At 59.9% G+C, this 24,427-nt stretch carries 22 protein-coding genes; 7 read left to right on the top strand and 15 right to left on the bottom strand.

What is annotated here, in order from left to right; translation table 11 throughout:
• The first annotated feature begins 330 nt into the window (after positions 1-330).
• On the top strand, positions 331-1,584 hold the full coding sequence (gene icd / locus BN1129_RS01465) for an NADP-dependent isocitrate dehydrogenase (RefSeq protein WP_005312750.1): 1,254 nt from the start codon (positions 331-333) through the stop codon (positions 1,582-1,584).
• A 68-nt stretch (positions 1,585-1,652) separates the two neighbouring features.
• Here the strand turns inward: icd and BN1129_RS22995 are convergent, their stop codons facing one another.
• From BN1129_RS22995 to BN1129_RS01425, 8 genes are all read right to left on the bottom strand, one after another.
• Positions 1,653-1,829: a hypothetical protein gene (locus BN1129_RS22995; protein WP_157013218.1), complete on the bottom strand. Its 177-nt coding sequence runs from the start codon at positions 1,827-1,829 to the stop codon at positions 1,653-1,655.
• A gap of 600 nt (positions 1,830-2,429) precedes the next feature.
• A complete protein-coding gene (locus BN1129_RS01460) occupies positions 2,430-3,197 on the bottom strand; it encodes a DODA-type extradiol aromatic ring-opening family dioxygenase (RefSeq protein ID WP_042034030.1) in 768 nt (255 codons plus the stop codon).
• Positions 3,198-3,588: 391 nt separating this feature from the next.
• Positions 3,589-4,059 (bottom strand): BamJ family beta-barrel-assembly machinery protein, encoded by a 471-nt coding sequence (gene bamJ, locus BN1129_RS01455; protein WP_042034029.1) that lies wholly within the window; start codon positions 4,057-4,059, stop codon positions 3,589-3,591.
• Between the two features lie 140 nt (positions 4,060-4,199).
• Positions 4,200-5,354 (bottom strand): Na/Pi symporter, encoded by a 1,155-nt coding sequence (locus tag BN1129_RS01450; RefSeq protein ID WP_042034028.1) that lies wholly within the window; start codon positions 5,352-5,354, stop codon positions 4,200-4,202.
• A 326-nt stretch (positions 5,355-5,680) separates the two neighbouring features.
• Entirely contained in the window at positions 5,681-7,033 is a 1,353-nt protein-coding gene (locus tag BN1129_RS01445; RefSeq protein ID WP_042034027.1) for an APC family permease, read from the bottom strand.
• A 449-nt stretch (positions 7,034-7,482) separates the two neighbouring features.
• Entirely contained in the window at positions 7,483-8,808 is a 1,326-nt protein-coding gene (locus tag BN1129_RS01435; protein WP_042034025.1) for an APC family permease, read from the bottom strand.
• Between the two features lie 209 nt (positions 8,809-9,017).
• Positions 9,018-10,322: a 4-aminobutyrate--2-oxoglutarate transaminase gene (gene gabT / locus BN1129_RS01430; protein ID WP_042034024.1), complete on the bottom strand. Its 1,305-nt coding sequence runs from the start codon at positions 10,320-10,322 to the stop codon at positions 9,018-9,020.
• Between the two features lie 258 nt (positions 10,323-10,580).
• Positions 10,581-12,044 (bottom strand): NAD-dependent succinate-semialdehyde dehydrogenase, encoded by a 1,464-nt coding sequence (locus tag BN1129_RS01425; RefSeq protein WP_042034023.1) that lies wholly within the window; start codon positions 12,042-12,044, stop codon positions 10,581-10,583.
• Positions 12,045-12,368: 324 nt separating this feature from the next.
• Here BN1129_RS01425 and puuR point away from each other — a divergent pair, with 324 nt between their 5' ends.
• Together puuR and BN1129_RS01415 are read left to right on the top strand one after the other, a co-directional pair.
• The gene (gene puuR, locus BN1129_RS01420) at positions 12,369-12,968 is read left to right on the top strand and encodes an HTH-type transcriptional regulator PuuR (protein WP_042034022.1); all 600 of its coding nucleotides are present in this window, start codon (positions 12,369-12,371) and stop codon (positions 12,966-12,968) included.
• 50 nt (positions 12,969-13,018) lie between these two features.
• Complete coding sequence (locus BN1129_RS01415; protein WP_042034021.1) at positions 13,019-14,296, top strand: NAD(P)/FAD-dependent oxidoreductase; 1,278 nt, start codon at positions 13,019-13,021, stop codon at positions 14,294-14,296.
• 122 nt (positions 14,297-14,418) lie between these two features.
• Here BN1129_RS01415 and BN1129_RS01410 read toward each other — a convergent pair whose 3' ends face one another.
• Entirely contained in the window at positions 14,419-14,667 is a 249-nt protein-coding gene (locus tag BN1129_RS01410; RefSeq protein WP_042034019.1) for a DUF3297 family protein, read from the bottom strand.
• Between the two features lie 222 nt (positions 14,668-14,889).
• Positions 14,890-15,927, bottom strand: a complete 1,038-nt coding sequence (locus BN1129_RS01405; protein WP_042034018.1) for a helix-turn-helix domain-containing protein — start codon at positions 15,925-15,927, stop codon at positions 14,890-14,892.
• A gap of 154 nt (positions 15,928-16,081) precedes the next feature.
• Between BN1129_RS01405 and BN1129_RS01400 the strand changes: the two genes are divergently transcribed.
• Together BN1129_RS01400 and BN1129_RS01395 are read left to right on the top strand one after the other, a co-directional pair.
• Positions 16,082-16,456 (top strand): DUF805 domain-containing protein, encoded by a 375-nt coding sequence (locus BN1129_RS01400; RefSeq protein ID WP_339366192.1) that lies wholly within the window; start codon positions 16,082-16,084, stop codon positions 16,454-16,456.
• Positions 16,453-16,935 (top strand): hypothetical protein, encoded by a 483-nt coding sequence (locus BN1129_RS01395; protein ID WP_042034017.1) that lies wholly within the window; start codon positions 16,453-16,455, stop codon positions 16,933-16,935. Before BN1129_RS01400 ends, BN1129_RS01395 begins: the two co-directional genes overlap by 4 nt.
• A 46-nt stretch (positions 16,936-16,981) precedes the next feature.
• Here the strand turns inward: BN1129_RS01395 and BN1129_RS01390 are convergent, their stop codons facing one another.
• Positions 16,982-17,482: an SRPBCC family protein gene (locus BN1129_RS01390; protein ID WP_042034016.1), complete on the bottom strand. Its 501-nt coding sequence runs from the start codon at positions 17,480-17,482 to the stop codon at positions 16,982-16,984.
• Positions 17,483-17,667: 185 nt separating this feature from the next.
• Here BN1129_RS01390 and BN1129_RS01385 point away from each other — a divergent pair, with 185 nt between their 5' ends.
• Both BN1129_RS01385 and BN1129_RS01380 read left to right on the top strand, forming a co-directional pair.
• Positions 17,668-18,090: a GNAT family N-acetyltransferase gene (locus tag BN1129_RS01385; RefSeq protein WP_042034015.1), complete on the top strand. Its 423-nt coding sequence runs from the start codon at positions 17,668-17,670 to the stop codon at positions 18,088-18,090.
• A 403-nt stretch (positions 18,091-18,493) separates the two neighbouring features.
• Entirely contained in the window at positions 18,494-18,904 is a 411-nt protein-coding gene (locus tag BN1129_RS01380; RefSeq protein ID WP_042034014.1) for an H-NS family histone-like protein, read from the top strand.
• 593 nt (positions 18,905-19,497) lie between these two features.
• On the opposite strand, the gene BN1129_RS01375 is transcribed toward BN1129_RS01380, so the two are convergent.
• The 4 genes from BN1129_RS01375 to BN1129_RS01360 all read right to left on the bottom strand — a co-directional run.
• Complete coding sequence (locus BN1129_RS01375) at positions 19,498-20,634, bottom strand: 3-deoxy-7-phosphoheptulonate synthase (protein WP_042034012.1); 1,137 nt, start codon at positions 20,632-20,634, stop codon at positions 19,498-19,500.
• A 267-nt stretch (positions 20,635-20,901) separates the two neighbouring features.
• Positions 20,902-21,708, bottom strand: a complete 807-nt coding sequence (locus BN1129_RS01370) for a siderophore-interacting protein (protein WP_042034011.1) — start codon at positions 21,706-21,708, stop codon at positions 20,902-20,904.
• Between the two features lie 153 nt (positions 21,709-21,861).
• Positions 21,862-23,235, bottom strand: a complete 1,374-nt coding sequence (locus BN1129_RS01365; RefSeq protein WP_042034009.1) for an efflux transporter outer membrane subunit — start codon at positions 23,233-23,235, stop codon at positions 21,862-21,864.
• On the bottom strand, positions 23,232-24,427 hold a 1,196-nt coding region (locus tag BN1129_RS01360; RefSeq protein ID WP_042034007.1), incomplete at its 5' end, for an ABC transporter permease. The genes BN1129_RS01365 and BN1129_RS01360, both read right to left, overlap by 4 nt.

Genomic DNA, 24,427 nt, shown 5'->3' with positions numbered 1-24,427 from the left:
GGCGAGCCGTGGCGGTTATGGCGATGTGAACTGCTTTTGCCGGGCGTGCAAGGGAAAGGCCTGAACGAGCCCATCCGGTGCCACTCCCTGCGCCAGCCGCAGGGGCAGGGGGATAGCCTGGTGGTATGAGTCATGCCGCCGTCTGGGCCCGAGTACAGCAGGGGGGAATGGCGCCGAACGTTGGCAGGGGCGAGCTGGCTGGGCGCATTGTGATCCAGTGCGCGACTATGGTCTGACATACGTACTCGCCATTTTATTATGAAAATGAATGGGCTAAGATGGCCGCGCGCAACAAACAAGTTGATAACAAACGGAAGTTAGGAGATGCCGATGGAAAGCAAAGTAGTAATCCCGACCCAGGGTCAGAAAATCACAGTCGATGCCAACGGCAAGCTGCAGGTTCCCAACCATCCGATCATTCCGTTTATCGAAGGGGATGGCATCGGTGTGGACGTAACCCCGGCCATGTTGAATGTGGTGAATGCTGCGGTCGAGAAAGCCTACAAGGGCGAGCGCAAGATCGCCTGGATGGAGATCTATACCGGCGAAAAATCGACTCATATCTATGGCGAAGGTGCCTGGCTGCCGGCCGAAACCCTGGATTTCATTCGTGAATACTGCGTGGCCATCAAGGGCCCGCTGACCACCCCGGTCGGCGGCGGTATTCGCTCCCTCAACGTGGCCCTGCGTCAGGAGCTGGATCTCTACATCTGCCTGCGCCCGGTTCGTTACTACGAAGGGACCCCGAGCCCGGTCAAGCGCCCTGACCTGACCGACATGGTGATCTTCCGCGAGAACGCCGAAGACATCTACGCCGGTATCGAGTGGAAGGCGGACAGCGATGAAGCCAAGAAGGTCATCGCCTTCCTGCAAAACGAGATGGGCGTGAAGAAAATTCGCTTCCCCGAGTCTTGCGGCATTGGTATCAAGCCCATGTCCAAGGCCGGTACCGAGCGTCTGGTGCGTGCTGCCATCGAGTATGCCATCGACAACGATCGCGACTCCGTGACCCTGGTGCACAAGGGCAACATCATGAAGTTCACCGAAGGTGCCTTCAAGGATTGGGGCTATGCCCTGGCGCAGAAAGAGTACGATGCCCAGCTCATCGACGGCGGCCCCTGGTGCTCCTTCAAGAACCCGAAAACCGGCAAGACTATCGTGGTCAAGGACGTCATCGCCGATGCCTTCCTGCAACAGATACTGCTGCGTCCGGCCGAGTACGACGTCATCGCCTGTATGAACCTCAACGGTGACTATATCTCCGATGCCCTGGCTGCCCAGGTTGGCGGTATCGGCATCGCGCCGGGTGCCAACATCGGTGACGGCGTGGCGCTGTTCGAGGCGACTCACGGCACTGCACCCAAGTATGCCGGTCAGGACAAGGTCAACCCGGGTTCGCTGATCCTCTCTGCCGAGATGATGCTGCGCCACATGGGCTGGGTCGAAGCGGCCGATCTCATCATCAAGGGCATGGAAGCCGCCATCGCCAACAAGACGGTCACCTATGACTTCGAGCGTCTGATGGAAGGCGCCACCCTGCGCTCCTGCTCCCAGTTTGCCCAGGATATGGTCGATCAGATGTAAGCGGTAAGACTGAAATGCAAAACCGGCGCCATGAGCGCCGGTTTTTTATGGGTGAAGAGGCAAGGGATTTATTGCGCCTGCTCTACGTGTTGCTGATAGCGCTGCTGCCATTTGCTGCTTTCGGCTTCGTCACCCTGGGTCTGCCAGAACTTGCAGATGGAGTTGGCGAGCTCGGATGCCATGGCGTGATCTCCATCGCGGCGACTCATCAGATAATCTCCCAGCCAGCTTTGATATTGTTTCATTGCCCGATCTCCTTATCTAAGGTGCCCTTGGGTGTTGCTCGTCTGGCAAAACAGCTTCTCGACCGCTGCCAGACCTGACTCAACCAGGTCACGGTTTGTCTGCGCACCTCTGTTCGTTGTTATCACCGGATTGGGTAGCGATCTCGCCGGATAACGGTGCGAACGGGTCGCAGATGTCAAAAAACGGACCCTATCCTATCACAAAATAACCAACTTGGGGGGATTGGCAGCTGACGGCGGAGGCGTGGCGCGCTCATGTGCAAGGCACTGTGGGGGCCATCTTGCTGATCCATGAAGAGAAAAACCCGCCAGAGTGGCGGGTCTATCGGGTGAAAAAAGATCAAATTAGGGCGCTAGCCAGGTATGTTGCCATCTCTTCGGCGGGATCATCGCCGCTGGTGGCCCATACCGGATGGGTGGCGCTGAGCAATCGGCCCTTGAGAAGCGGTTTGAGTTGCATGGCGTGTGCGCACCTGCTGAAAACAAACGGCGATTACACACGCTTGCGGGGGGATACTCCTGCCCTTGCTGCCACAGTCATCGCGGGTTGAGCTGCCACGCTGTCTGGCTTGGATTCGGCGCTTTGTTTAGCCGACAGCCTCAACCAAACCGGTAGGATCCCATGTAGAGGCTGCCGCCATCCCAGCTGTCGTGCAGCTTGAGGGGCTTGTCCTGGCCGGCGGCGCCGAGCGCCACAAACAGCGGGCGCAGGTGATCGTCGTGAGGATGGGATTCCACCGCCCCCGGCGCGCGGGCTCTGTACTCTTCCAACGCAGCTCTGTCACCCTCGCTCATGGTCTGCTCCAGCCAGTTGACGAAGGCGCTTGCCCAGCCGGGTACGGGCGAGTTGTCCGGCCCGAGTGCCCGCAGGTTGTGGGTGATGGCGCCGGAGGCCAGTATGCCAATCCCCTGCTCGCGCAGGCTATGCAGTGCCTCACCCAGTTGCCACAGCTGGCTCGGGCTGAAACTGGCCGGGATGGCGATCTGCACCAGGGGGACGCGACTGGCCGGATCCATCAGGGAGAGCGGCGACCAGACGCCATGATCCAGCTCACGCCGTACCGGCGTTGCCGGCAAGCCCGCCAGCATCAGCTGATCGCTCACTGCCTCCTGCAGCCACTGCGGGCTCTGCGCTGGCCAGCGGATCTGGTAGAGCGGCTCCGGAAACCCGTAGAAGTCATACATGAGCGCCGGGTTGGGCTCGGCGTTGATCTGTAGTTCGGCGCGGCTGAACCAGTGGGCCGAGATCACCACCAGCCCCTTGATGTCGCCAAGAGAGAGATTTTTCAGGAAGCGGGTTGCCGGCTGGTCGCGCAGAACCAGATCCGGGGCACCGTGAGAGATAAACCATACAGGGGCGATAGACATGATAAGACTCCATATACGCTGTGTCGGTACGCGCGGCGCACCAAAACCCGGGTCAGGGCAGCGCCACTGACGATGGACTCATTATCTGCCCAGGATTAGCGGTTAACAATCCAGAGCCATGTGTAAGCACTGTTCACTATGGGTTGATAGTTATGGCGAAAACCGGGGGATGGATTCCATAAATGACAAGGCCAGCGCATGGCGCTGGCCTTGTCTGATTATTTCATCATCAGGCTTGCTGAATACCCGGCCGCGCCACGTCGAAATCCGCGCGGGTACTTATGGCGGTGCGGCAATAGGCCTGCTTATTGAATGCCCAGCAGCTCAACGTCGAAGATGAGGACGGGCGCTCAGTGGGATCGTGTCTGCGGCACTGTTGCCATCAGTCAGCTTATTGAATGCCCAGCAGCTCAACGTCGAAGATGAGGACTGATCCCGGCGGTATCTTGCCGGCGGCCCGATCGCCATAGGCCAGATTGGCGGGGATGTAGAAGCGGGTCTTCTCCCCTTCCACCATCAACTGCACCCCTTCGGTCCAGCCCTTTATCACCTGATTGAGGCCAAACTCGATGGGCTCGCCACGGGCGACCGAGCTGTCGAAGACAGTGCCGTCCAGCAGCTTGCCCTCGTAGTGCACCTTCACCTTGCTGGTGGCGGTGGGGTGAACCGTGCCAGTGCCCGGGGTCAGCACCTCGTACTGCAGGCCGGAGGCCGTGGTGGTCACCAGGGGTTTGTCTTTGTTGCTGACGAGGAACTCGGCGCCCTTGCGCACATTTTCCACGGCTTGTTTTTTGCTATTGCTGTTCGAGTAGAAGTAGTAGACGACACCGGCAACCAGCAGCGCGATCAGAATGAATTTCATCAGGTTTTCCTTAAATGCAATGAAGGTGGCATCTTATCCCAGTCGGGGAGGGAGGGCGAGTCGGGACATAAGGAGGATGTGACGGGGCAGACAGACGACGAGGGGACCAGGATCTGGCCCCCTCGTCTCATGAGGGTGGATTACTTCACCGCCACCATCATCAGGGCGGGCAGGGCGAAGAAAAGGCCTGCCACATAACCCAGCGCCAGCAGCTTGTTCTCGCTGCCCACTCGGGCCAGCCCCTCGGCGGCCCGGATGGGCAACTCCCGCAGGAAGGGCACGCCATAGATGAGCACCACGGCTAACAGGTTGAACAGCACGTGCACCAGGGCGATGGTCAGCGCCAGCTTGGCGCCGGCGCCGCTGATGGCGGTGGCCGCCAGCAGTGCCGTGATGGTGGTGCCTATGTTGGCGCCCAGGGTGAAGGGGTAGAGCTGGCGGATGCTGAACATGCCGCTCCCCACCAGCGGTATGATCAGGCTGGTGGTGGTGGAGGAGGACTGCACCATGACGGTGACCAGGGTGCCGGAGGCGATGCCGGTCAGCGGGCCACGGCCCAGCGCTTTGTGCAGCAGATCCTTGGCACGCCCCACCAGCACTCGTTGCAGTACCTTACCGAGGTAGGTGACGCAGCCGAGGATCAGCAGTATGCCGATGATGATGGTGGCGATGGCGGCGCCCTTGCCCGGCAGGAAGGCGACCAGGCCGTCGATGAAGGTGAGGGCGGGGGAGATGAGGGGCTTCATGAAATCCATCCCTTTCATCGACATGTCGGCGGAGCCCACCAGCAGGGTGGCCAGGGCTTCGGCACTCTGTTGCAGCAGGCCGAACATCAGCTCCAGTGGCAAGAAGATGAACACCGCCAGCAGGTTGAAGAAGTCGTGGACGGTGGCGGCGGCGAAGGCGCGGCGAAACTCGGCCTTATCCCGGATATGGCCGATGGAAACGATGGTGTTGGTGATGGTGGTGCCAAGGTTGGCCCCCATCACCATGGGGATGGCCATGCCGATAGGCAGGCCACCCGCCACCAGACCGACGATCACCGAGGTGACAGTGCTGGAGGATTGCACCAGCGCCGTGGCCAGTATGCCAAGCAGCAGGGCAACGAAGGGGTTGCTGGCGAAGGCGAAGATCTGGGCCGCGCCCTCGGCGCCGCCGGAGAAGCTCTTGAAGCCGTGGGAGACGGCGCCAACGGCAACCAGAATGAGGTAGATCAGCGTGATCACAGCGAGCCAGTTGAACAGTGGGCCAGTACGACGGGTCTGCTGTTGTGCTAAAGATGGTGTGCTGTGCATGAAGCCTCTTGGGACAGTCTGCGTGAAATGGACGGGCGCATTACACCAAGCCTCCATGACAGAAATATGACAAAGTGACACTTTTGTGATGGTTTGATGATGTGGCGGCAGGGAGCCGTTCGCGGGGGAAGAGGGGCGCAGCTATGCCCATGACGGACGACAGGTGTCGGAGCCGGGGCCAAGTTTGGCCGGCTTGGCGGCCCATGGGATCAGGGTCTTGCGCCTGTCCGCTCGCTGCGGGCATGGCAGGCCAGCGCTGGCTGGGTGCAAAACAAGAAGGGGAGCCATGGCTCCCCTTCTGTTTTTTTGCTGTGTGGCGCGGCCCCTTATTGGGAGTCGGCGGTCTCTTCGTACTGACGGAAGGGAATACGGAACACGGCGAGGCGCAGGAACAGGTAGGTGGCACCCAGACCGGCCCAGATCAGGCCCAACTCAAGGGAACTCTGCTCCAGGTTGATCCAGAGTGCACCGATAGTGGCGGCGCCGAGCAGCGGCAGCAACAGGTAGACCAGGTGATCCTTGATGCACTTGTTGCGCTTCTCGCGTACCCAGAACTGGCCTATGACCGACAGGTTGACGAAGGTGAAGGCCACCAGGGCACCGAAGTTCACCAGCGCCAGCGCGGTATCCAGATCGAATGACACGGCGGAGAGTGCCAGGCAACCCACCAGCAAGACGTTGATGGCCGGAGTGCGGTATTTCTGGTGTATGTAGCCAAACACCCGCTCCGGGATCATGCGATCACGCCCCATCACGTAGAGGATGCGGGAGACACCGGCGTGCGCCGCCATGCCGGAGGCCAGCACCGCAACCGTGGTGCACACCAGCACCACGCTCTGGAAGAAGGCGCCGCCGACGTAGAGGGCGATCTCGGGCAGCACGGCATCGGGATCCTTGAATCGGGTCAGATCCGGGAAGTAGAGCTGCAGGCAGTAGGAGACCACCACGAAGATAACGCCGCCGATGAGGGCGGTCAGCACGATGGCGCGCGGGATCACCTTGCCGGCGTTCGGGGTCTCTTCACTGAGTGAGCTCAGACCGTCGAAGCCGAGGAAGGAGAAGCAGAGGATGGTGGCGCCGGTAAACAGCGGCACCATGCTGGCGGATTCGAAGTGAAACGGCCGGCTGCTCATCAGGGTTGCCGCGCCTTCGCCGTGATAGATGCCCCAGCCCATCAGACCGATGAAGAGGATGATGATGGCCAGCTGGATCACCACGATCAAGCCATTGAAGTTGGCCACCAGGTTGATGCCACGCAGGTTGAGGAAGGTCATCACAGTCACCAGACCGAAGATGAAGATCCAGGGATCAACCCCCGGGAACATGGCTGTGAGGTAAATCTTGGCCAAGAGGATGTTGATCATCGGCATGAACATGTAGTCGAGCAGGGAAGACCAGCCCACCATGAAACCGACGTAGGGGTTGAACACCTTCTGGGCATAGGTATAGGCAGAGCCCGCAGAGGGGAACTTGCGCACCAGATGGCCGTAGCTGAACGCGGTCAGCAGGATGCCGCCCAGTGCCAGCAGATAGGCGGTGGCGACCCGGCCATCGGTGATGTCACCGACGATGGCGAAGGTGTCGAACACGGCCATGGGGGTCAGATAGGCCAGGCCCATCACCACCACCTGCCACATGCTGAGGGTTTTCTTCAGACGAACGGGTTGCTGCTGGCTCATTCAGGCTTCCTCCTTGCACGGGTGGCAGGAAGTGGAATGGCGTGAGGCCATGGGACCGGGTTCTCGCGTACTCACAACATCGGTATGCAAACCACAGACGTTGGTCGCGCGGCGACCAAAGCAGGTTCCGGTGGCGACCGGAGACAAAGCAAACAAGAGCCCCATGTTTTTTCCTCATTGCGGCATTAGGTTCATCTGAACCTTGATATCATTTCCGGAATGGTTCCGGCCTCGAGTGGTATTGATTTTTTTTCAAAATGAAAATAACCGATGTGGGATCACATCGGTTATGAAAGCGGCGGGATTTTGCCCCAGATGAGGGGGGAAGACAAGCCACTAAGGCCATTCCAGGCAAGAGAATTATCAATGACCTGGTTTATATCAATAAATGACGTCCAGTCCGGTGTGGGGGAGATGGACGTCAGCCCAGCCGTGGCAAGGTGTGCAGCTCAATAGGTCGGCAAGGATACGCGCCAGAAGGTGGTGCGCAAAAACAGATAAATTCCCCCTATGGCAGCCCAGATAAGGCCGAGGATAAGGGAGGTTTGTTCCAGATTGAACCAGAGAACCGCGACAGTCCCTGCCCCGCACAGGGGCAGCACCAGATATTGCAGGTGATCCTTAAGGGTTTTGTTGCGCCCCTGACGCACGTAATAGCAGGCGATCACCGACAGATTGACCACGGTAAAGGCCACCAGGGCGCCGAAGTTGATCAGGGCCAGGGCGATTTCCAGATCAAAGCTGATGGCCGACAGTGCCAGTATGCCCACCAGCAATATGTTGAACACCGGGGTTTGCCACTTGGGGTGGATGTAGCCGAAAGTGCGTTGGGGCAGCACCTTGTCCCGCCCCATCACGTAGAGGATGCGGGATACCCCGGCGTGGGAAGAGAGCCCCGACGCCAGCACGGCCACGCAGGCGCACACCAGCACCACGCTCTGGAACAGCTTGCCGCCCACATAGAGGGCGAGCTCTGGCAGCACGGCATCCGGCTCCTTGAAGCGGGAAGCATCCGGGAAGTAGAGCTGCAGGGCATAGGCCACCACCACGAAGATGAGGCCCCCCAGCAGCGCGGTCAGGAAGATGGCCTTGGGGATCACCTTGCCCGCCTCCGGCGTCTCTTCGCATAGGGCGCTCAGACTGTCAAAACCCAGGAAGGAGAAACAGAGGATGGTGGCGCCGGTCAGCAGCGGCAGCACCTCGGCGTTGGCGCTGTAGATGGGTTGCAGGCTGACGGCACCGACCCCTTCGCCCTGGGCTATGCCGTAGCCAATCAGGGTCAGGAACACCACTATGATGGCGATCTGGATCAGGATGATGATGCCATTGAGGTTGGCCACCAGATCGATGCCGCGCAGATTGATGAGGGTCATCAGGGCCGTCATGGCGCAGATGAAGATCCAGGGCTCGACGCCGGGAAACAGCGCAGTCAGGTAGATCTTGGCCAGCAGCATGTTGATCATTGGCAGGAAGACATAGTCCAGCAGGGACGACCAGCCCACCATGAAGCCCACCACGGGGGAGAACTCCTTCTGGGCATAGGTGTAGGCCGAGCCCGCCGAGGGGTAGTGGCGCACCATCTGGCTGTAGCTGGTGGCGGTAAAGAGCACGCCGACCAGGGCCAGCAGGTAGGCGGTGGTGACATGACCGTGGGTGATGTCGGTGACGATGCCGAAGGTATCGAACACCACCATGGGGGTCATGTAGGCCAATCCCATGACCACCACTTGCCACAGGGTGAGAGTTTGCTTCAATCGAGCCGGGCGTGGAGCCATTGGCCTATCTCCTTGAATTCGGTGCAGGTTTCCCGCGTAGCGGGCAGGCGCAGGATCCGTGACAGGGGGGCCTCGGCCTTGGAGGGAGCCAAGCGCTCCTGTCATCATTTTTGGGGCGGCGATGATACCGTATGAGCAGGCCGTCCGCGATGGGCGACCTGCGGTTATCTGACGGTATTTTTCGCGCCGTTTGGCAAAACGGTGCGGATCTAGCCTTGAGTGGCGGCGGTGAGAGCCTGTTCCAGCAGACTCAGCCCTTCCTCGATCAAGGCCGAAGACGCGGTGAGGGGCGCCAGGAAGCGGATGACGTTGGCCCGTACGCCGCAGGAGAGCAGTACCAGCCCCCGTTTGCCCGCCTCGGCCACCAGCCGTTTGGTGAGATCCGGGTCGGGCTGGCTGGCATTTCGTCCCTTGACCAGCTCCATGGCGACCATGGCGCCGGGGCCGCGGATGTCACCGATGCAGTCGAAGCGTTCCGCCAGCTGGTGCAGGCGGGCCTTGATCTGCTCACCCTGGGTCAGGGCTTGCTGGTTGAGTTGCTCCTCGTCGATCACCTCCAGCACCGCCAGGGCGGCGGCGCAGGCGATGGGCGAACCCGCATAGGTGCCCCCCAGCCCCCCCGGCTTGGCGGCATTCATGATGGCCGCCTTGCCCACCACGGCCGAGAGCGGGAAGCCGCCGGCCAGGCTCTTGGCGAGCGTCATGATGTCCGGCTCTATGCCGCTGTATTCGGTGGCAAAGGTCTTGCCGGTGCGACAGAAGCCACTCTGGATCTCGTCGCAGATGAGCACTATGCCGTGCTGATCGCACAGCGTGCGCAGGCTCTGCATGAAGCTTGGGGAGGCGGGATAGAAGCCACCCTCACCCTGCACGGGTTCGAGAATGATGGCCGCGACCCGGGCCGGCTCTATATCCGAGCTGAAGCAGAGATCCAGCGCGGCCAGGGCATCGGCCTCGCTCACCCCCAGATAATCGCTCGGGAAGGGCAGGTGATAGACCTCCCCCGGGAAGGGGCCGAAGCCGGTCTTGTAGGGCACTACCTTGCCGGTGAGTGCCATGCCCATCATGGTTCGACCGTGAAAGCCCCCCTTGAAGGCGATGGTGCCGCTGCGACCCGTGTGGGCGCGGGCTATCTTGATGGCGTTTTCCACCGCCTCGGCGCCGGTAGAGAGAAACAGGGTGCGCTTGGGGGTAGGCCCGGGCACCAGGGCGTTGAGCTTCTCGGCAAGCTCGATATAGCCGGGGTAGGGGGTGACCTGGAAGCAGGTGTGGCTGAATTTTTCGAGCTGTTCACGCACCGCCGCCACCACTTTCGGGTGGTTGTGGCCGGTGTTGAGCACGGCGATGCCGGAGGCAAAGTCGATGTAGCGGTTGCCCTCCACATCCCACAGCTCGGCATTTTGCGCCCGGTCGATAAAGACCGGTAGCAGGGTGCCGACGCCGTTGACCACGGCAGCTTCACGGCGGGCTTGCCAGGCCTGGTTGTTGTCGGCATGGCTATCTGAGTGACGCATCTTTCCTCCCTGAGGGGCCGCAGCCCCCGATATTCCCTGACTGAATGTGTGGCGGGCGACTTGGCGCCCATCGCCGCCGACTGGCCCATTGGCCCAGATCGGCGGCGTGTGGTTTGCTCTGCAGCAGCCCTCTTGCGGGGCACAGTGGGCCACATTTAGCCCCTTGCCGCCTCGGGCGAACTCCTGCATCTATCTATCAAAACGATGGATTTTACGGCCAAGGCATCGGTGAATGGGATGCTTTGGCCCTCTGCTGCCTTAGCGAATGCCGCCAAAGCAGAGGTATTTGGTTTCGAGGTACTCTTCCAGCCCCTCGGCCGCCCCTTCGCGGCCAAGACCGGACTCCTTGATGCCGCCAAAGGGGGCCAGCTCGGTGGAGATGATCCCCTCGTTGATGCCCACCATGCCGTATTCCAGCTGCTCGGCCACGCGCCATACCCGGGCGATGTCGCGGCCATAGAAGTAGGCGGCCAACCCGTAGGGGGTGTCGTTGGCGATGGCGATAGCCTCAGCTTCTGTTTCAAAACGCACCAGCGGGGCGACCGGGCCGAAGATCTCCTCCTGCAAAATGGGGTTGCTCTTGTCGACCTTGCCCAAAATGGTGGGTTGGTAGAAGAGCGGGCCGGCGGAATGGGCTCCCCCCCCCACCAGTACCTCGGCCCCGGCGGCGGTGGCTTGCTTGACCAGTTCGGCCACCTTGCTGGCGGCGGCGGCGTTGATCAGCGGGCCAATCTGGGTGCCCTCGTTCATGCCATCCCCCACCTTGAAGGCGTGCACGGCGGCGGTGAGCTTCTCGGCGAAGGCCTCGTAGACACCGGCCTGCACCAGGATGCGGTTGGCGCAGACGCAAGTCTGGCCCGCGTTGCGGTATTTGGAGGCCAGCGCCCCGGCGATGGCGGCGTCGAGATCCGCATCATCAAATACGATGAAGGGGGCGTTGCCACCCAGCTCCAGCGACAGTTTCTTCATGGTGTCGGCGCACTGGCGCATCAACTGCTTGCCGATGCGGGTGGAGCCGGTGAAGGAGAGCTTGCGCACCCGCTTGTTGTTGCACAGCTCGTTGCCCACGGCGGCCGCCTGATGGGAGGTGACGATGTTGATGACCCCGGCTGGTATGCCCGCTTGCTCCGCCAGTACCGCCAGCGCCAGTGCACACAGCGGTGTCTCGGCGGCAGGCTTGATGACGATGGTGCAACCGGCGGCCAGTGCCGGGCCCGCCTTGCGGGTGATCATGGCGATGGGGAAGTTCCAGGGGGTGATGGCGGCGACCACGCCCACCGGCTGTTTGATGGTGGCCAGACGCCTGTCGTTGGAAAAACCCGGAATGGTGCGGCCGTAGGCGCGCTTGCCCTCTTCCGCAAACCACTGGATGAAGCTGGCGCCATAGGCCACTTCCCCTTTGGCCTCGGCCAGCGGCTTGCCCTGCTCGCAGGTCATGATGCGGGCCAGCTCATCCTGGTTGGCCATGATGAGCTCGAACCAGGCATGAAGCCGGTTGCTGCGCTCCTTGGCGGTGAGCGCCGCCCAGGCCGGCTGGGCTGTGTGGGCGGCCTCGATGGCGCGGCGGGTGTCCGCCTCGTCCATGTCGGGCACCTGGGTGATGACCTGGCCGGTGGCCGGGTTGTACACCTCGAAGCTGTGCCCGCCAAGGGCCTCGCACCAGCGGCCATCTATATAGGCAAGGGATTTGATCAAGGAGAGAGCAGGTTGTGATGCTGACATGAGAGGCCTCGAGTGTGGGTCAGGGTGGTCACGTCATCCCGTGTTGCCACCGTATAGAATAATAAGCACGCAATGACCATAAATTGAGCTGAAATGTTTTTCAAGTGTTAAATATATTTGAGTAAATGGGGCTGTACATGCTAAGAATGGGGTTGTTAGGGCGATTTTACCGGTTTTTGTGGTGTCGAGTGTGCAAAATAATGAACGGTGCGTGCTGTGCAGGATAACGAACAGACCAGACAGATTGACCCGTTATTTTAACCGGATGCGCCATCAAACAGATCGGCCGCCATATATGTTCGCAGGCACACAAGGAGGTGGGCAATGCAGCAACCACAAGGAGAGGCAAGGTGGCAGACCATGAGGGGTAACCCGCTGATGGGCAAGAGTATGGGGGAGCGCCTCGCCGCCACCCGCCGTCATCTCGGGCTCTCCCAACGGCGCGTCGCCGAGCTGAGCGGGCTGACTCATGGCGCCATCTGCATGATAGAGCAAGACAAGGTGAGCCCGTCGGTGGCCTCGCTTCAAAAGCTGCTTAACGTCTATGAGCTGCCGCTGTCACGCTTCTTCGCCGAGGAGGAGGGACGCACGCCGAGCGTGGTGATCAAGGCCGAGCAGCTGATCGAGCTGGGCAGTCAGGGGGTTTCCATGAAGCTGGTGCACAACGGTAACAACCGTCGCCAGCTCGGCTTTATGCTGGAGACCTATGCCCCCGGCACCGATACCGGTGGTCAGGTCAAGCATCTGGGGGAGGAGGTCGGAACCGTGCTGGAAGGCGCTGTGACCCTGACGGTGGCAGGCCTGGCCTATCAGCTCAGTGCCGGGGATAGCTATGTGATCGACACGGGCGAGCCCCACAGTTTCAGCAATCCGTCGGGGCAGGTCTGCCGCATCGTCAGCGCCCATACCCCGGCCAACTTTTAGCGTTGAGACTATGTCTCGTTTGGGAAAAGAACCGGTAAGGAAACAGGATCATGACCGAGCATGTAAACAGTTACTACGCAGCCAGTGCCAATCCACACGCCCCCTATCCGACACTGACCGAGCAGCTTGAGTGTGATGTCTGCGTCATAGGCGCGGGCTACACCGGCCTCTCCAGCGCGCTGCATCTGGTGGAAAAGGGCTATTCGGTGGTGGTGCTGGAGGCGGCCCGGGTGGGCTTTGGTGCCAGCGGTCGCAACGGTGGCCAGATAGTCAACTCCTACAGCCGCGACATCGACACCATAGAAGCGAACTGCCCGCCGGATCAGGCCAGGCTGCTCGGCTCCATGTTGTTTGAAGGGGGCCAGATCATCCGCGAGCGCATCAAGCGCTACAACATTCAGTGTGACCTGCAGGAGGGCGGTGTCTTTGCCGCCGAGACGGAGCGCCAGCTGCATGATCTCAGGGCCCAGCAGGCCCGTTGGCAGAAGTGGGGCAACGATAAACTGGAGCTGCTAGACAGGGACTGGATCCGCGAGGTGGTAGCAAGCGATCGCTACGTCGGCGGCCTGCTCGACAAGAGCGGCGGCCATATCCACCCCCTCAACCTGGCGCTGGGGGAGGCGGAAGCCATCCGTATGCTGGGGGGCAGGATCTTCGAACAATCCGCCGTCACCAGCATTACCCCGGGCCAGCCCGCTCTGGTCAAGACCGCCAAGGGGGCGGTGAAGGCGCGCTTCGTGGTGGTGGCCGGCAATGCCTATCTTGGTAATCTGGTGCCCGAGCTGGCCAGCAAGAGCATGCCTTGCGGCACTCAGGTGATCGCCACCGAGGTGCTGGGGGAGGAGCGGGCCCGCTCCCTCTTGCCACAAAACTACTGCCTGGAAGATTGCAACTACCTGCTCGACTACTACCGCACCTCGGGCGATCACCGGCTGATCTACGGCGGCGGTGTTGTCTATGGCGCGCGGGATCCGGCGGATATCGCGCGGCTGATCATCCCCAAGATGCTCAAAACCTTCCCGCAGCTGGCGGACGTCAAGGTGGAGTACACCTGGACCGGCAACTTCCTGTTGACCCTGTCGCGCCTGCCGCAGTTTGGCCGCATTGGCCCCAACATCTACTACATGCAGGGTTACAGCGGCCACGGCGTGACTTGTACCCATCTGGCGGGCAAGTTGCTCTCCGAGGTACTGAGCGGTCAGGCGGAGCGCTTCGATGCCTTCGCCAAGCTGCCGCACTACCCCTTCCCCGGCGGCCGCTTGTTCCGCATTCCTTTCACCGCCGCTGGCGCCGCCTGGTACACCTTGCGCGACCGCTTGGGGGTGTAAGCGCCACCTATTGTGCCGCAAGTTAGTGGTATGGGCAGACGCCAAAAACGACAAGGCCACCGAACGGTGGCCTTGGTTTTTTAACCCTGTTGGCGACAGGTGCCTGACATCCTGGTCAGTGCTTAGAGATAAAAGGCCTCAACGGTGCCTTTCAGGGTGATCAGAATGGGCTGACCGCGACGATCCAGCGCCTTGGGGGAGGGGATTTTTACCCAGCCTTCGCTGATGCAATATTCTTCGACGTTGGTGCGCTCTTTGCCATTGAGTCGAATACCAATCTGGTGTTCGAAACAGGCTGCGACATGGTGCGGACTGCGGGGGTTGCCTGCAAGGCGATCCGGCAGTGCCGGCTTGGTGTTGGTATCGCTCATCAATATGACCTGACATGGATAAAAAGTGCGTCATTGTAGAGAATGCAGTCATGGCATTCAAGGTGGCCATAACGAGTGCAACCCCCTTCTCTTCCATGCTGGATGCAGGAGTGATGCAGCATATTCATGGACCATGAGGCCGCCATCTTCTGTCACCGCCAAGTCGCAGGCATGCTGGCTTTTGGCTGCTGTTTCATGTTTGCGATCATGCTCAACTGTGTATCACCTGAGCTGTGCTGCGCTTTGTTTTCTGAAGGCACTGGGTGTCACGCCAGCGATGCGAGAAAACTCGCGATTAAAGTTGGATTTAGTCTGAAAGCCTGCATTCATCAATATGTGGGTAATGGTCTCATCTGTGTTGAGCAGTGCCTGTTTCGCATGCTCGATGCGATATTCATTGACCACTCTGGAAATGCTCTTCTGGTGTACCTGATTGACCGCCATCGAGATTTGCTTGGCGGGAATACCCAGCTTGCGTGACAGCGCTGCCAGCGTCAGATCAGGATCAAGATAGCTGGCTTTTTCTCGCATCAATTTATCCAGCCTTGCTACGATCTCGTCGGCGCGATCTTGTGTCAATAATGATTCCGAACTTGGCGCCTTGGGAAGCTCCGATATTTCCGGCTGGGCACCATCATCGACTGCGGGGGTATTGATGCTCACTATGATGACGGCAATGGCCAGCACGGGCAGCAGCACCAGGTGAGCGAGCGTCAAAATATAAAGGGAATATTTTCCCTGATTAACCGCAAAATCGAGGGAGATAGCCGCATCAATGAGGGCAGAAAATAACAGCATCCAGCCGGCCACCTGCTCTGCCCGTTTCACGCTTTCCCAATGGCTGAATGAGACATGGATAAGGAGCGGCTCTTTGGCGGAGTAGCGAACCAGTGCGATACCATAGAATAGATAAATGGCCGTAATTATCTCATCCAGTGGCAAGGCGAGAAAGGGGTGAGTGAAGAGACTGACCGCCACCAATATCGGTCCCGCAACATGGAGATAAGCGAGCCTGTTGGGGGTTGCATGGGTAAAAATGAGCCAGGCGGCCACCGGGATCAGTGAGGCAAGTAATGGCTGGGCCATGCTGAAAAGTGCAATATCGGCTGTCCAGCGCAGCCCAACCATACCGGTGGTAGCCGCACAGAGTGCCAAAAACAGGCAAGCCGATTTTGCTTGGCCGGCCAATCGCACATACAGGGTCACCGCCAGCAATAGCAGCAGCAAAGAGACAACAAAGGGTACGGGAATTGCGAGCATAACCGATCCGGATCCCAGTCATGGTGGTGAAAATATAACGTCACGCCAGCATAACGATTTACAGCCATGTAAAGAAGAAGGTCACGGACAAAGACAGGTTTTAGCTCGTCCTCAAACCGGTTTCAGGACGTCTCTCGCTGCGTTAGCCACCAAGATGGGTGACCCAATAAGGTTGGAGATATCCCGAATGTTTCATTGTTATTTACTTGCGTGGCGCCGCTGCCTTGATTTTTCCGGTCACTCCTCCAGAAAGGAGTTCTGGATGTTTATGCTGGTACATCTGCTGGTTACCCTGATGAGTATCGCATTGGATGTGGGCATCAATGGTATGAGCGGCTTGGATGTAGGTTATGGCGTGGTGAGTACCCTCCCCATGGTCGCTATCATTGTCCGCCGGCTGCACGATATTGATTGCTCTGGATGGTGGGGATGGATCTTTTTTGTCCCTGGTGTGGGCCCCTTTGTGTTGATCTATTTGCTTGCCCGGCAAGGTTGTTCAGGCATTCCCCCCATGAGGAAGGCATCATGAAACATCTCCTTTTGTTGTTCATGCTGATATGCCCGGTCGTCTTCGCCGAGGCCGCCAATATCCACCATTTTCCCGAGGGAGCACAGGGGATATTGTCGGTAGAACGTCTGACTCAGGGGAAATTGTTGTGGCTGCAGGGCCGGGTTGGTGAGGGGAGCTATACCCGTGTTGATAGCGAAGGGCGTCACTGTACGATAAAGGTGCCGGTGGTCGTGGGTCGTGTGGCAAATACCGGGCTGGGGATAGAGGCTGTGGGGGGGCTTTCCATTATCGTGATGAATAAAGGGTTAAGCGATGCCCTAATCAAGGGGGAACGTATTAATAGCAACGAATGGCAGTTTGCTGCGCTGGCAGAGCGTCGCGGCGCAGATGGCTACATAGTAAAAGGCATCGAAGCAGACGAAGGATTCGTGCTCAATTCAAAACGGCACTGGATTTCCTGGCTATTGGATGAGACGCCCATGCTGCATTGCCAGTAACCGCGCATTGAACAACACCGCCTGTGGGCGGTGTTTTACTCGGGCCTTATTGGGCCAGGGATTTCAGTTGCTGTTTGTCTGGCGGGTTATTCCAATCGATGGGGCCGTGGGTGAAGCGGTATTGCAGGCGGGGCAGGCTGGTCTCCAGCCACTCTTCCCGAAAAAAGGCATGGCCCTGATCCCAGTCAGGATCGTTCGCCCAGCCGGTTTGCAGGAAGTAGAGCCGGGTGCCTTGACCCTCCGGCACGAACCGCAGGCTGACCTGGGTCTTTTGCTGGCGAATGTGGGGCAGGGAGGGCGGAAAATTCCAGCTGAAGCTGAGCAGGTTGTGGGGCATGACGGCCATCACCCGACAGCCTTCGCTGCCACGCTCACCCAGTGGTGCATCGGGTCTGAAATAGATCTCGAACGGACCATTCGGTTCGGGCACCATCAAACATTCCGGCGCCAGGAAGCTGCGCAGGCCGCTTTCGGTTGTCCAGGCGCGCCAAACATCGTCGATATGGGCCGGAACAAAGATGTTACCTTCTATCTGCTTGTTATCCATAAATCAGCGAGCCTCAAGTCATCCATACATGGGACTCGGGCAGTATAGCCTTGCGGGCGATAAAATGAACAGCTGTGTGTCACACCCGTGCCATCCAGCAGCTGTCATGCTGGCCTGGCAATTTGACATGATGTGGCGATCCATCGACAGTGGTGCCAAGTGATCATAGTGACGAGGAAGGTTTGATGATCAGAGTCATGCGAGAGACAGACACCCCCTACTTGGCGCAGTTGTTTCTGAAGGGGCGGCGTCAGACCTTTCACTGGGTCGATCCTTCCCACTTTCGGCTGGAGGATTTCGACGAGCAGACCCGGGGTGAGCAGATATGGGTGGCCGAACAGGGTGGTACTCCCTGCGGGTTTGTCTCCATCTGGGGGGATGAGAGCTTCGTGCATCATCTCTATGTGTCTGCCGACTGGCACGGTCAGGGGGTGGGACGAGCCCTGCTTGCCCAGGGATTGGCGGCGTTCCAGAAACCGGCCTCGCTCAAGGTGGCGACCCATAATACTGCTGCCCTGGCCTTCTATCATCGCCTTGGCTGGCAGAACACGGAGGAGACTGGGCACTGCGATATCACGGGCCCCTGGCGCCGACTGTGCCTCGAATAGTACTCGTTAGCGTCAAGTAAAAAGAAGGATGACAAACGTCAGGGGCCATGGGCCCCTGACGATAATATATAGTGTCAATCGTTTACCTTGAGTCTCATGTAGGTGGTCTGGGTTTTAACAGCCATGGCCAATTGTCAAAATAGCTGACACACGTGAGATGAGAAATATACCGGGGCGGTCCATGCCTATTTACCTGACCGGTATGGGGGAGTGGTGTCGAGCGTGATCAGCTGGCCTTGCACAATGACCGATGGGTGAATACAGTTGCTCACATATTCAGCCAATAGTTTTTGTGAAGAAAGTGACAGCAACTATAAAATCATTATGTTGTTATCAGACAGGCATGCTATTCTCAAACTGTGTTATCCTTGTGACAAACAAAAAATAATTCTGTGAGGAAGTAATGAACGAGTTTCTGAAAGTTCTGCTGAACATTCGCAGCCTGCGTGCTGCCATCCGTGAATTGCCGTTTGAACAGCTGCAAGAAGCGAAAGAAAAGTTTGAGCTGGTATATAACGAGCGTGCCGAGTCCGTTGAACAGGAGCGTGCCGAGCAGGAAGAGCGTCAGCGCAAGCTGAGCGAGTTTACTGAAATGCTGCAGCAAGCCGGTATCGACCCGCGTGAGCTGATTAACAGCGCAGCAGCACCTGCTGCCGCTGCTGGCGCGACCAAGAGCAAGCGTGCTCCGCGTCCTGCCAAGTACAAGTACCAGGAAGATGGCCAGGATAAGACCTGGACTGGTCAGGGCCGTATGCCGAAAGCCATTGCAGAGCAAGTTGCGCTGGGCAAGGATCTGAATGATTTCCTGATCTGATCCATTGGATCTGTCCTGAATGATGCCGCCCGCGAGGCGGCATTATTATTTGTGCTCACCGACACTCTCTCCTGTCAATTCCCGACTCATTTTGTTCCGCCCCGTTTGTCGTCGTGTGATGCATCATCTCAGTCCATACATTTGTCTCCTTTATTGGTCGATTAATTGCGATCCGTCCGCATCTGGGTGGTCAGGCTGCGCTCGATTTTATTGCAGACCGCTTGTCGACCACTTACGAGAGACAATCTGCCGGACTCATATAGCCTGGTACATATTCCTCTCTGCCACTCCCCAGAAAATTAGGGGGCATTAAGCTGTCCGCAAACAAGCTTCGCTTCTTTTTTACTCATTGGCGTTGTTGGTGCCATTAAACGACCTGCTTTTCAGTTTTACCTGACGCAGCATTAAGCGGAGGTCGGGATACAGCTTGTTTACCATGGCAGGGGATATTTGCTCTATCCCTGCGGATCCGTATATCCATGATTTTCAACCTGAATGGGTCACCCGGGTCGTGCTGGCGTGGCGAGGAGGGCGGTATGACAGGGGGGAAAGAGAGGGGCAGTCAGGCTCCCGCAGGGGGAGCCTTCCCGGGTTCAACTGGCCAGCAGGGCATTCCAGATCGCCTTGCCAGGCTGTGCATTGCCAGGCTGTGCATTGCCAGGCTGTGCCTTGGCGCTGTGCTGACGGCGGGCCTCGACGGCATCGGCTAGCATGGCGAGCAGGGTCTGGGTATCGTCCCAGCACAGGCAGGCGTCGGTTACCGACTGGCCGTAGGCGAGCTTGTTCAATGGCGCGGGCTTCTGGCTGCCCCCTTGCAGGAAGCTCTCGACCATGACGGCGGCGATGGCGTCGCTGCCTTCTCCCAGTTGACGGCAGAGTTCCCCCGCTACCCGGATCTGGTTTTTGTGCAGCTTCTGGCTGTTGCCGTGGCTGCAATCCACCATCAGGCGGTGGCTGAGCCCCTGCCGCATCAGCCGCTCGGCGGCATCCTCTACGTCGCTCTGGTGGTAATTGGGGCGGGTGCCGCCACGCAATATGATGTGGCCGGCCGGATTGCCCTCACTCTTGATCACCACAATGCCGCCCTGACTGCCCGGTGTGGTGAACAGGTGGGATGCTTCACTGGCCTGGATGGCATCGATGGCGACCCGGATATTGCCGTCCGTGCCGTTCTTGAAGCCGACGGGGCAGGGCAGGGCCGAGGCCAGCTGCCGGTGCACCTGGGACTCAGTGGTACGGGCACCTATCGCCCCCCAGCTGATGAGGTCGGCCAGATAGAGGAAGCTGGTGGTATCGAGAAACTCGGTAGCGGTGGCCAGCCCCAGCCGGTTGATGTCGAGCAGCAGCTGGCGTGCCAGCCGCAGGCCATGGCCTATATCGTTGCTGCCATCCAGATGGGGATCGAATACCAGCCCCTTCCAGCCGACCGTGGTGCGGGGCTTCTCGAAGTAGGTGCGCATCACGATCTGCAACCTGTCTTGATAGGCGTCGGCAAGTCGCGCCAGCCGCTGGGCATAATCGAGGGCGGCGAGCGGATCATGAATGGAGCAGGGACCTATCACTACCAGCAGGCGATCATCCTCTCCCGTCAGGATCTGGCGAACCTGCTGGCGATGGTGCGCGATCTGCGCTGTGGTTGGGGCGGGACAGGGATGAAGTGCCAACAGATCGGCAGGAGTGGGGAGAGCCTCTACCGCGAAGGCGCGCATTACCGAGTTCAAAACTGCCATCTGGATTACCTTGCTGTGCTAACGGGAGTGAATGACGTGCGCACCACACCGACCCCTGAGGTCATGGCGAGGGAGCTGCAATGGGGCATCATCACTGCTTTTTGTTGAGAGTGATTATCATTATCTTGTTGTCTGCATCAAATGCAAGCACAACCGAGCGGATCACCAGAATGGGGGGAGAGGGGGAAAACCGGAGGCATGCAGATAGCCATCAAGCCCATGACCGGCAGGCCATGGGCTTGATAATAGAAGGGAAAATGCGGGGGATCAGCTGTCCATCACGTCGTGACGGTCATGGTGATAGGCCTCTTCATCCTTGCCTTGACGCCAGTAGGGCACGGCGTAGACGCGCGTGCGATCGACCTCCAGGGTACGCCTGACGTGACGTCGCAAGGGCACCACCAGCCCCTCTTCGCCGCCAAACCAGAAGTAGCTCACCTGCTCTTGCATCGGCAGGGCGGTGAAATACGCCACCAGCGGCTCTGTCTGTTCGGGGGCGCCGATAAACCAGCGCAGGCTGACGCCAGTCGGCAGCGGCAGATCCTGCACATCTTCCTGATAGGGCACCAGCAGGGCGATATGACCCTGAGCGTCGGCGGGCATCACCTCCGCCATGGCGCTGATGGCTGGCAGGGAGGTGAGATCCCCCGCCATGTAGTAGTGCCGGGCGGGTTGCAGCATGGGCGCCGGGCCGCCCGGGCCCGAGATGGCCAGCAGATCGCCGGGTTGGGCCTCAAGGGCAAAGCGGCTGGCGGGGCCGGCCTCGCCGTGCAATGCGAAGTCGATGTCCAGCTCCTGCTCCTCGCGGCGAAAGGCCCGTATGGTGAAGGTGCGGATGATGGGGCGCTGGCTCGGGTCTTCCCAGCGCGGCCCTTGCGGGGTGGGCGTGGGCAGCACGGCATGGGCCTGGCCCGGCTGGGGCAGCATGATCTTGATGTGGGCACCGCCGCAGGTGAAGGGGTAGTCAGCGAGTTCCGGGCTGGTCAGGCAGACTCGGCGCAGATGCGGGCTCACATCCCGGACGTGTTTGACGGTGAGCAGACGAGGGCGATTGACCGGGGCGGGCTGGGACATATGGATACTCCTGACTGATAATGGCGCTCATTTTTCATTAAATGAAAACTATTATCAATTGGTTTGTGTCACAGTCCGTCAGGAAAGGGGCATAAACAGGGAAGAAAAACGCCGCCTCTCATGACATGAGTGGCGGCGTAACGAGGCGTTGGGTTAGCTGCGATCGCTTCCCCCCAGCGCCATGTAGATCTTGGCCATGGTGTTGAGCTGCTCCTGCTGCTGACCGAGCAGGGCCAGCTCGGCATCCCACAGCCGGTTCTGCTCATCCAGCCAGTCCCGCACCCCGGTGGCTCCTGCCTGGAAACGCGCCTTGGCCAGCCGCTCCGCCTCCTTGGCAAACACCCGCTGCTCGGCCAGATAGTTAAGACGCTGCTCGCCATGATGGCGGGCGGCCAGGCCATCTTCCACCTCCACCAGGGCGGTGTAGAGCTGCTTGCGAAACTCGGCCTCGGCGATCTGGTAGTCAAGCTCTGAGCTCGCGATGGAGATCCGGGTCTTGTTGTATTCGAGGAAGGGCAGCGCCAGGGTGGCGCCCAGGGTGCCTACCGGGTTTTGCAGCACCTGGGTCAGGGTATCCGAGGTGCTGCTGGCACCACCGGTGAGGCTGAGGGTGGGGTAGAAACCGGTGCGGATTTCGTCCCCTTTCGCCAATGTCTTGCGCAGCCTCAGCTCGGCGGCGCGCACGTCGGGGCGCCGCGCCAGCACGTCTGCCGGTATGCCGACCGCCAGCGACGGTGCGGGCGCCGTCGTCAGCGCAGTCGGGGCAAATTCTAGCGGGCCACTGCTGCGCCCGAGCAAGAGGCGCAGCCCGTTGCGGGCCTGTTCCTGCTGCACCAAGAGCGCGCTGAGTTCTGCCTGCTTGCCCGCCTTCTGCTGGCTGGCCTGCACCAGATCGAGCCGGGTGACGGCGCCGGCCTGGTATTTGACCTGGGTCAGCTGCTCGGTGCGGGCATAGTTGGCGAGTTGCCGCTCGCCCAGGCTGATGGCCGAGCCGAGATAGGCCAGTTGCCAGTACTGCTCCAGCGCCTTGCCGATCAGCATCAGACGGGTGGCCGCCAGATCCTGAGCTGAGGCCTGGGCTTCCCAGCTCGCCTGATCCCGCGCCGAGGCGAGCCGGCCCCAGAGATCCACCTCGTAGCTGAGGGTCAGGGTGGGACCCATGCTGCTGCTGGCCTTGCCGGTTTTCAGATCCTTGTTGCCGTTGGCGTCCAGGCTGGCGTTGACCGAGGGGGTCAGGTTGGTATCGGCGAGATCCGAACCCAGCAGTGCGCTTCTGAGCCTCAGTCCGGCGACTTGCATGTCCGGGTTGGCGGCCAGCACGGCCTCCACCAGTTGATCCAGCGCCGGATCATGGAACCCTTGCCACCAGAGGCCGGCTTGCTGCCGGGTGAGGTCATCGTCCGGCTGCTGCCAGCTCGGGGCCAGCGCCAGATCTTGCCTGTGATAGGTGCTCTGCTGGCTGCAGGCGCTCACGCCTGCGGCAAGGGCGAGGCAGAGCCCCAGTCTGGATAAGTTGTGCATCGTCATTCCCTCGCCAGCGCCTCGACCGGATCGAGCCGGGCGGCATTGCGGGCGGGCAGGTAACCAAACAGGATCCCGATGAGCGAGGAGCAGCCAAACGCCATCAGGATAGAAAAGAGCGAGAACTGCATCTGTATGCTCTCCACGAACAGGGAGAAGAGCAGACCGATGAGCAGGGAGACGCCGACCCCGAGCATGCCGCCGAGCAGGCTCACCATCACGGCCTCGATCAGGAACTGCTGCAAGATGTCGGACTGGCGGGCGCCGACCGCGATACGGATCCCTATCTCGCGGGTACGCTCCACCACCGAGACCAGCATGATGTTCATCACCCCGACCCCGCCGACGATGAGGGAGATCACCGCGATGGCGGAGACCAGCAGCGTCATGGTGGCCGTGGTCTTCTCCACTGACTTGATGATGTTGTCGCTGCTGAAGGTGAAGAAGTCCTTCACCCCGTGGCGCTGGGTCAGCAGCGCAATGACGGCCTGTTCGGCCAGCGCCGGTTGCACCCCGTCCTTGACCCGGATAGTGAGCTGGCTGAAGTGGTTCTGGGAGATGAGGCGACTCATCACGGCGCTATAGGGCAGCCAGATATTGACCGATTGGCCGCTGCGGCCAAACCCCGTCTCCTCTTCCACCACGCCTATGATGCGTACCGGCAGGGTGCCGACCAGCACCACTTGGCCGACGGGGTCTTTCTCGCCGAGCAGGCTTTTTATGGTCTTGCTATCTACCACGGCCATCGCAGCCCGATTCTGGATGTCACGCTCGTCAAACAGGCGGCCGCTGGTGAGTTTCATCCCCTTGACCCGGAAGAAGTCGCTGCCGACCCCCACTATGCTGCCGCTGATGGTCTTGTTGCGATAACGCAGCTGGCCGGCCGAGGTGATCTGGGGACTGGCCCCTTCCAGATAGGGCTGGCCGAGCAGGGCATCGAGATCCCGCTTGTTGAGGGTCTGGATGCTGGCAGCCTTCTCATCTCCCCAATCCTTGCCGGGGAATATTTCGATGGTGTTGGTGCCCATGGCGTTGATCTGCTCGATCACCTTGGCGCGAGCCCCCTGACCGAGCGCGACCACGCTCACCACGGCGGCTATGCCGATGATGATGCCGAGCATGGTGAGGAAGGTGCGCATGCGGTGAGCCAGCATGGCGTGCAGGGCCATGCGCCCCGCCTCGCGATAGCGATCCCAGC

The sequence above is a fragment of the Aeromonas popoffii genome, assembly GCF_000820025.1.
Classification (GTDB): Bacteria; Pseudomonadota; Gammaproteobacteria; order Enterobacterales; family Aeromonadaceae; genus Aeromonas; species Aeromonas popoffii.
The sequence above is the reverse complement of the archived record's forward strand: the minus strand, read 5'-3'. Positions and strand labels throughout refer to the sequence as shown.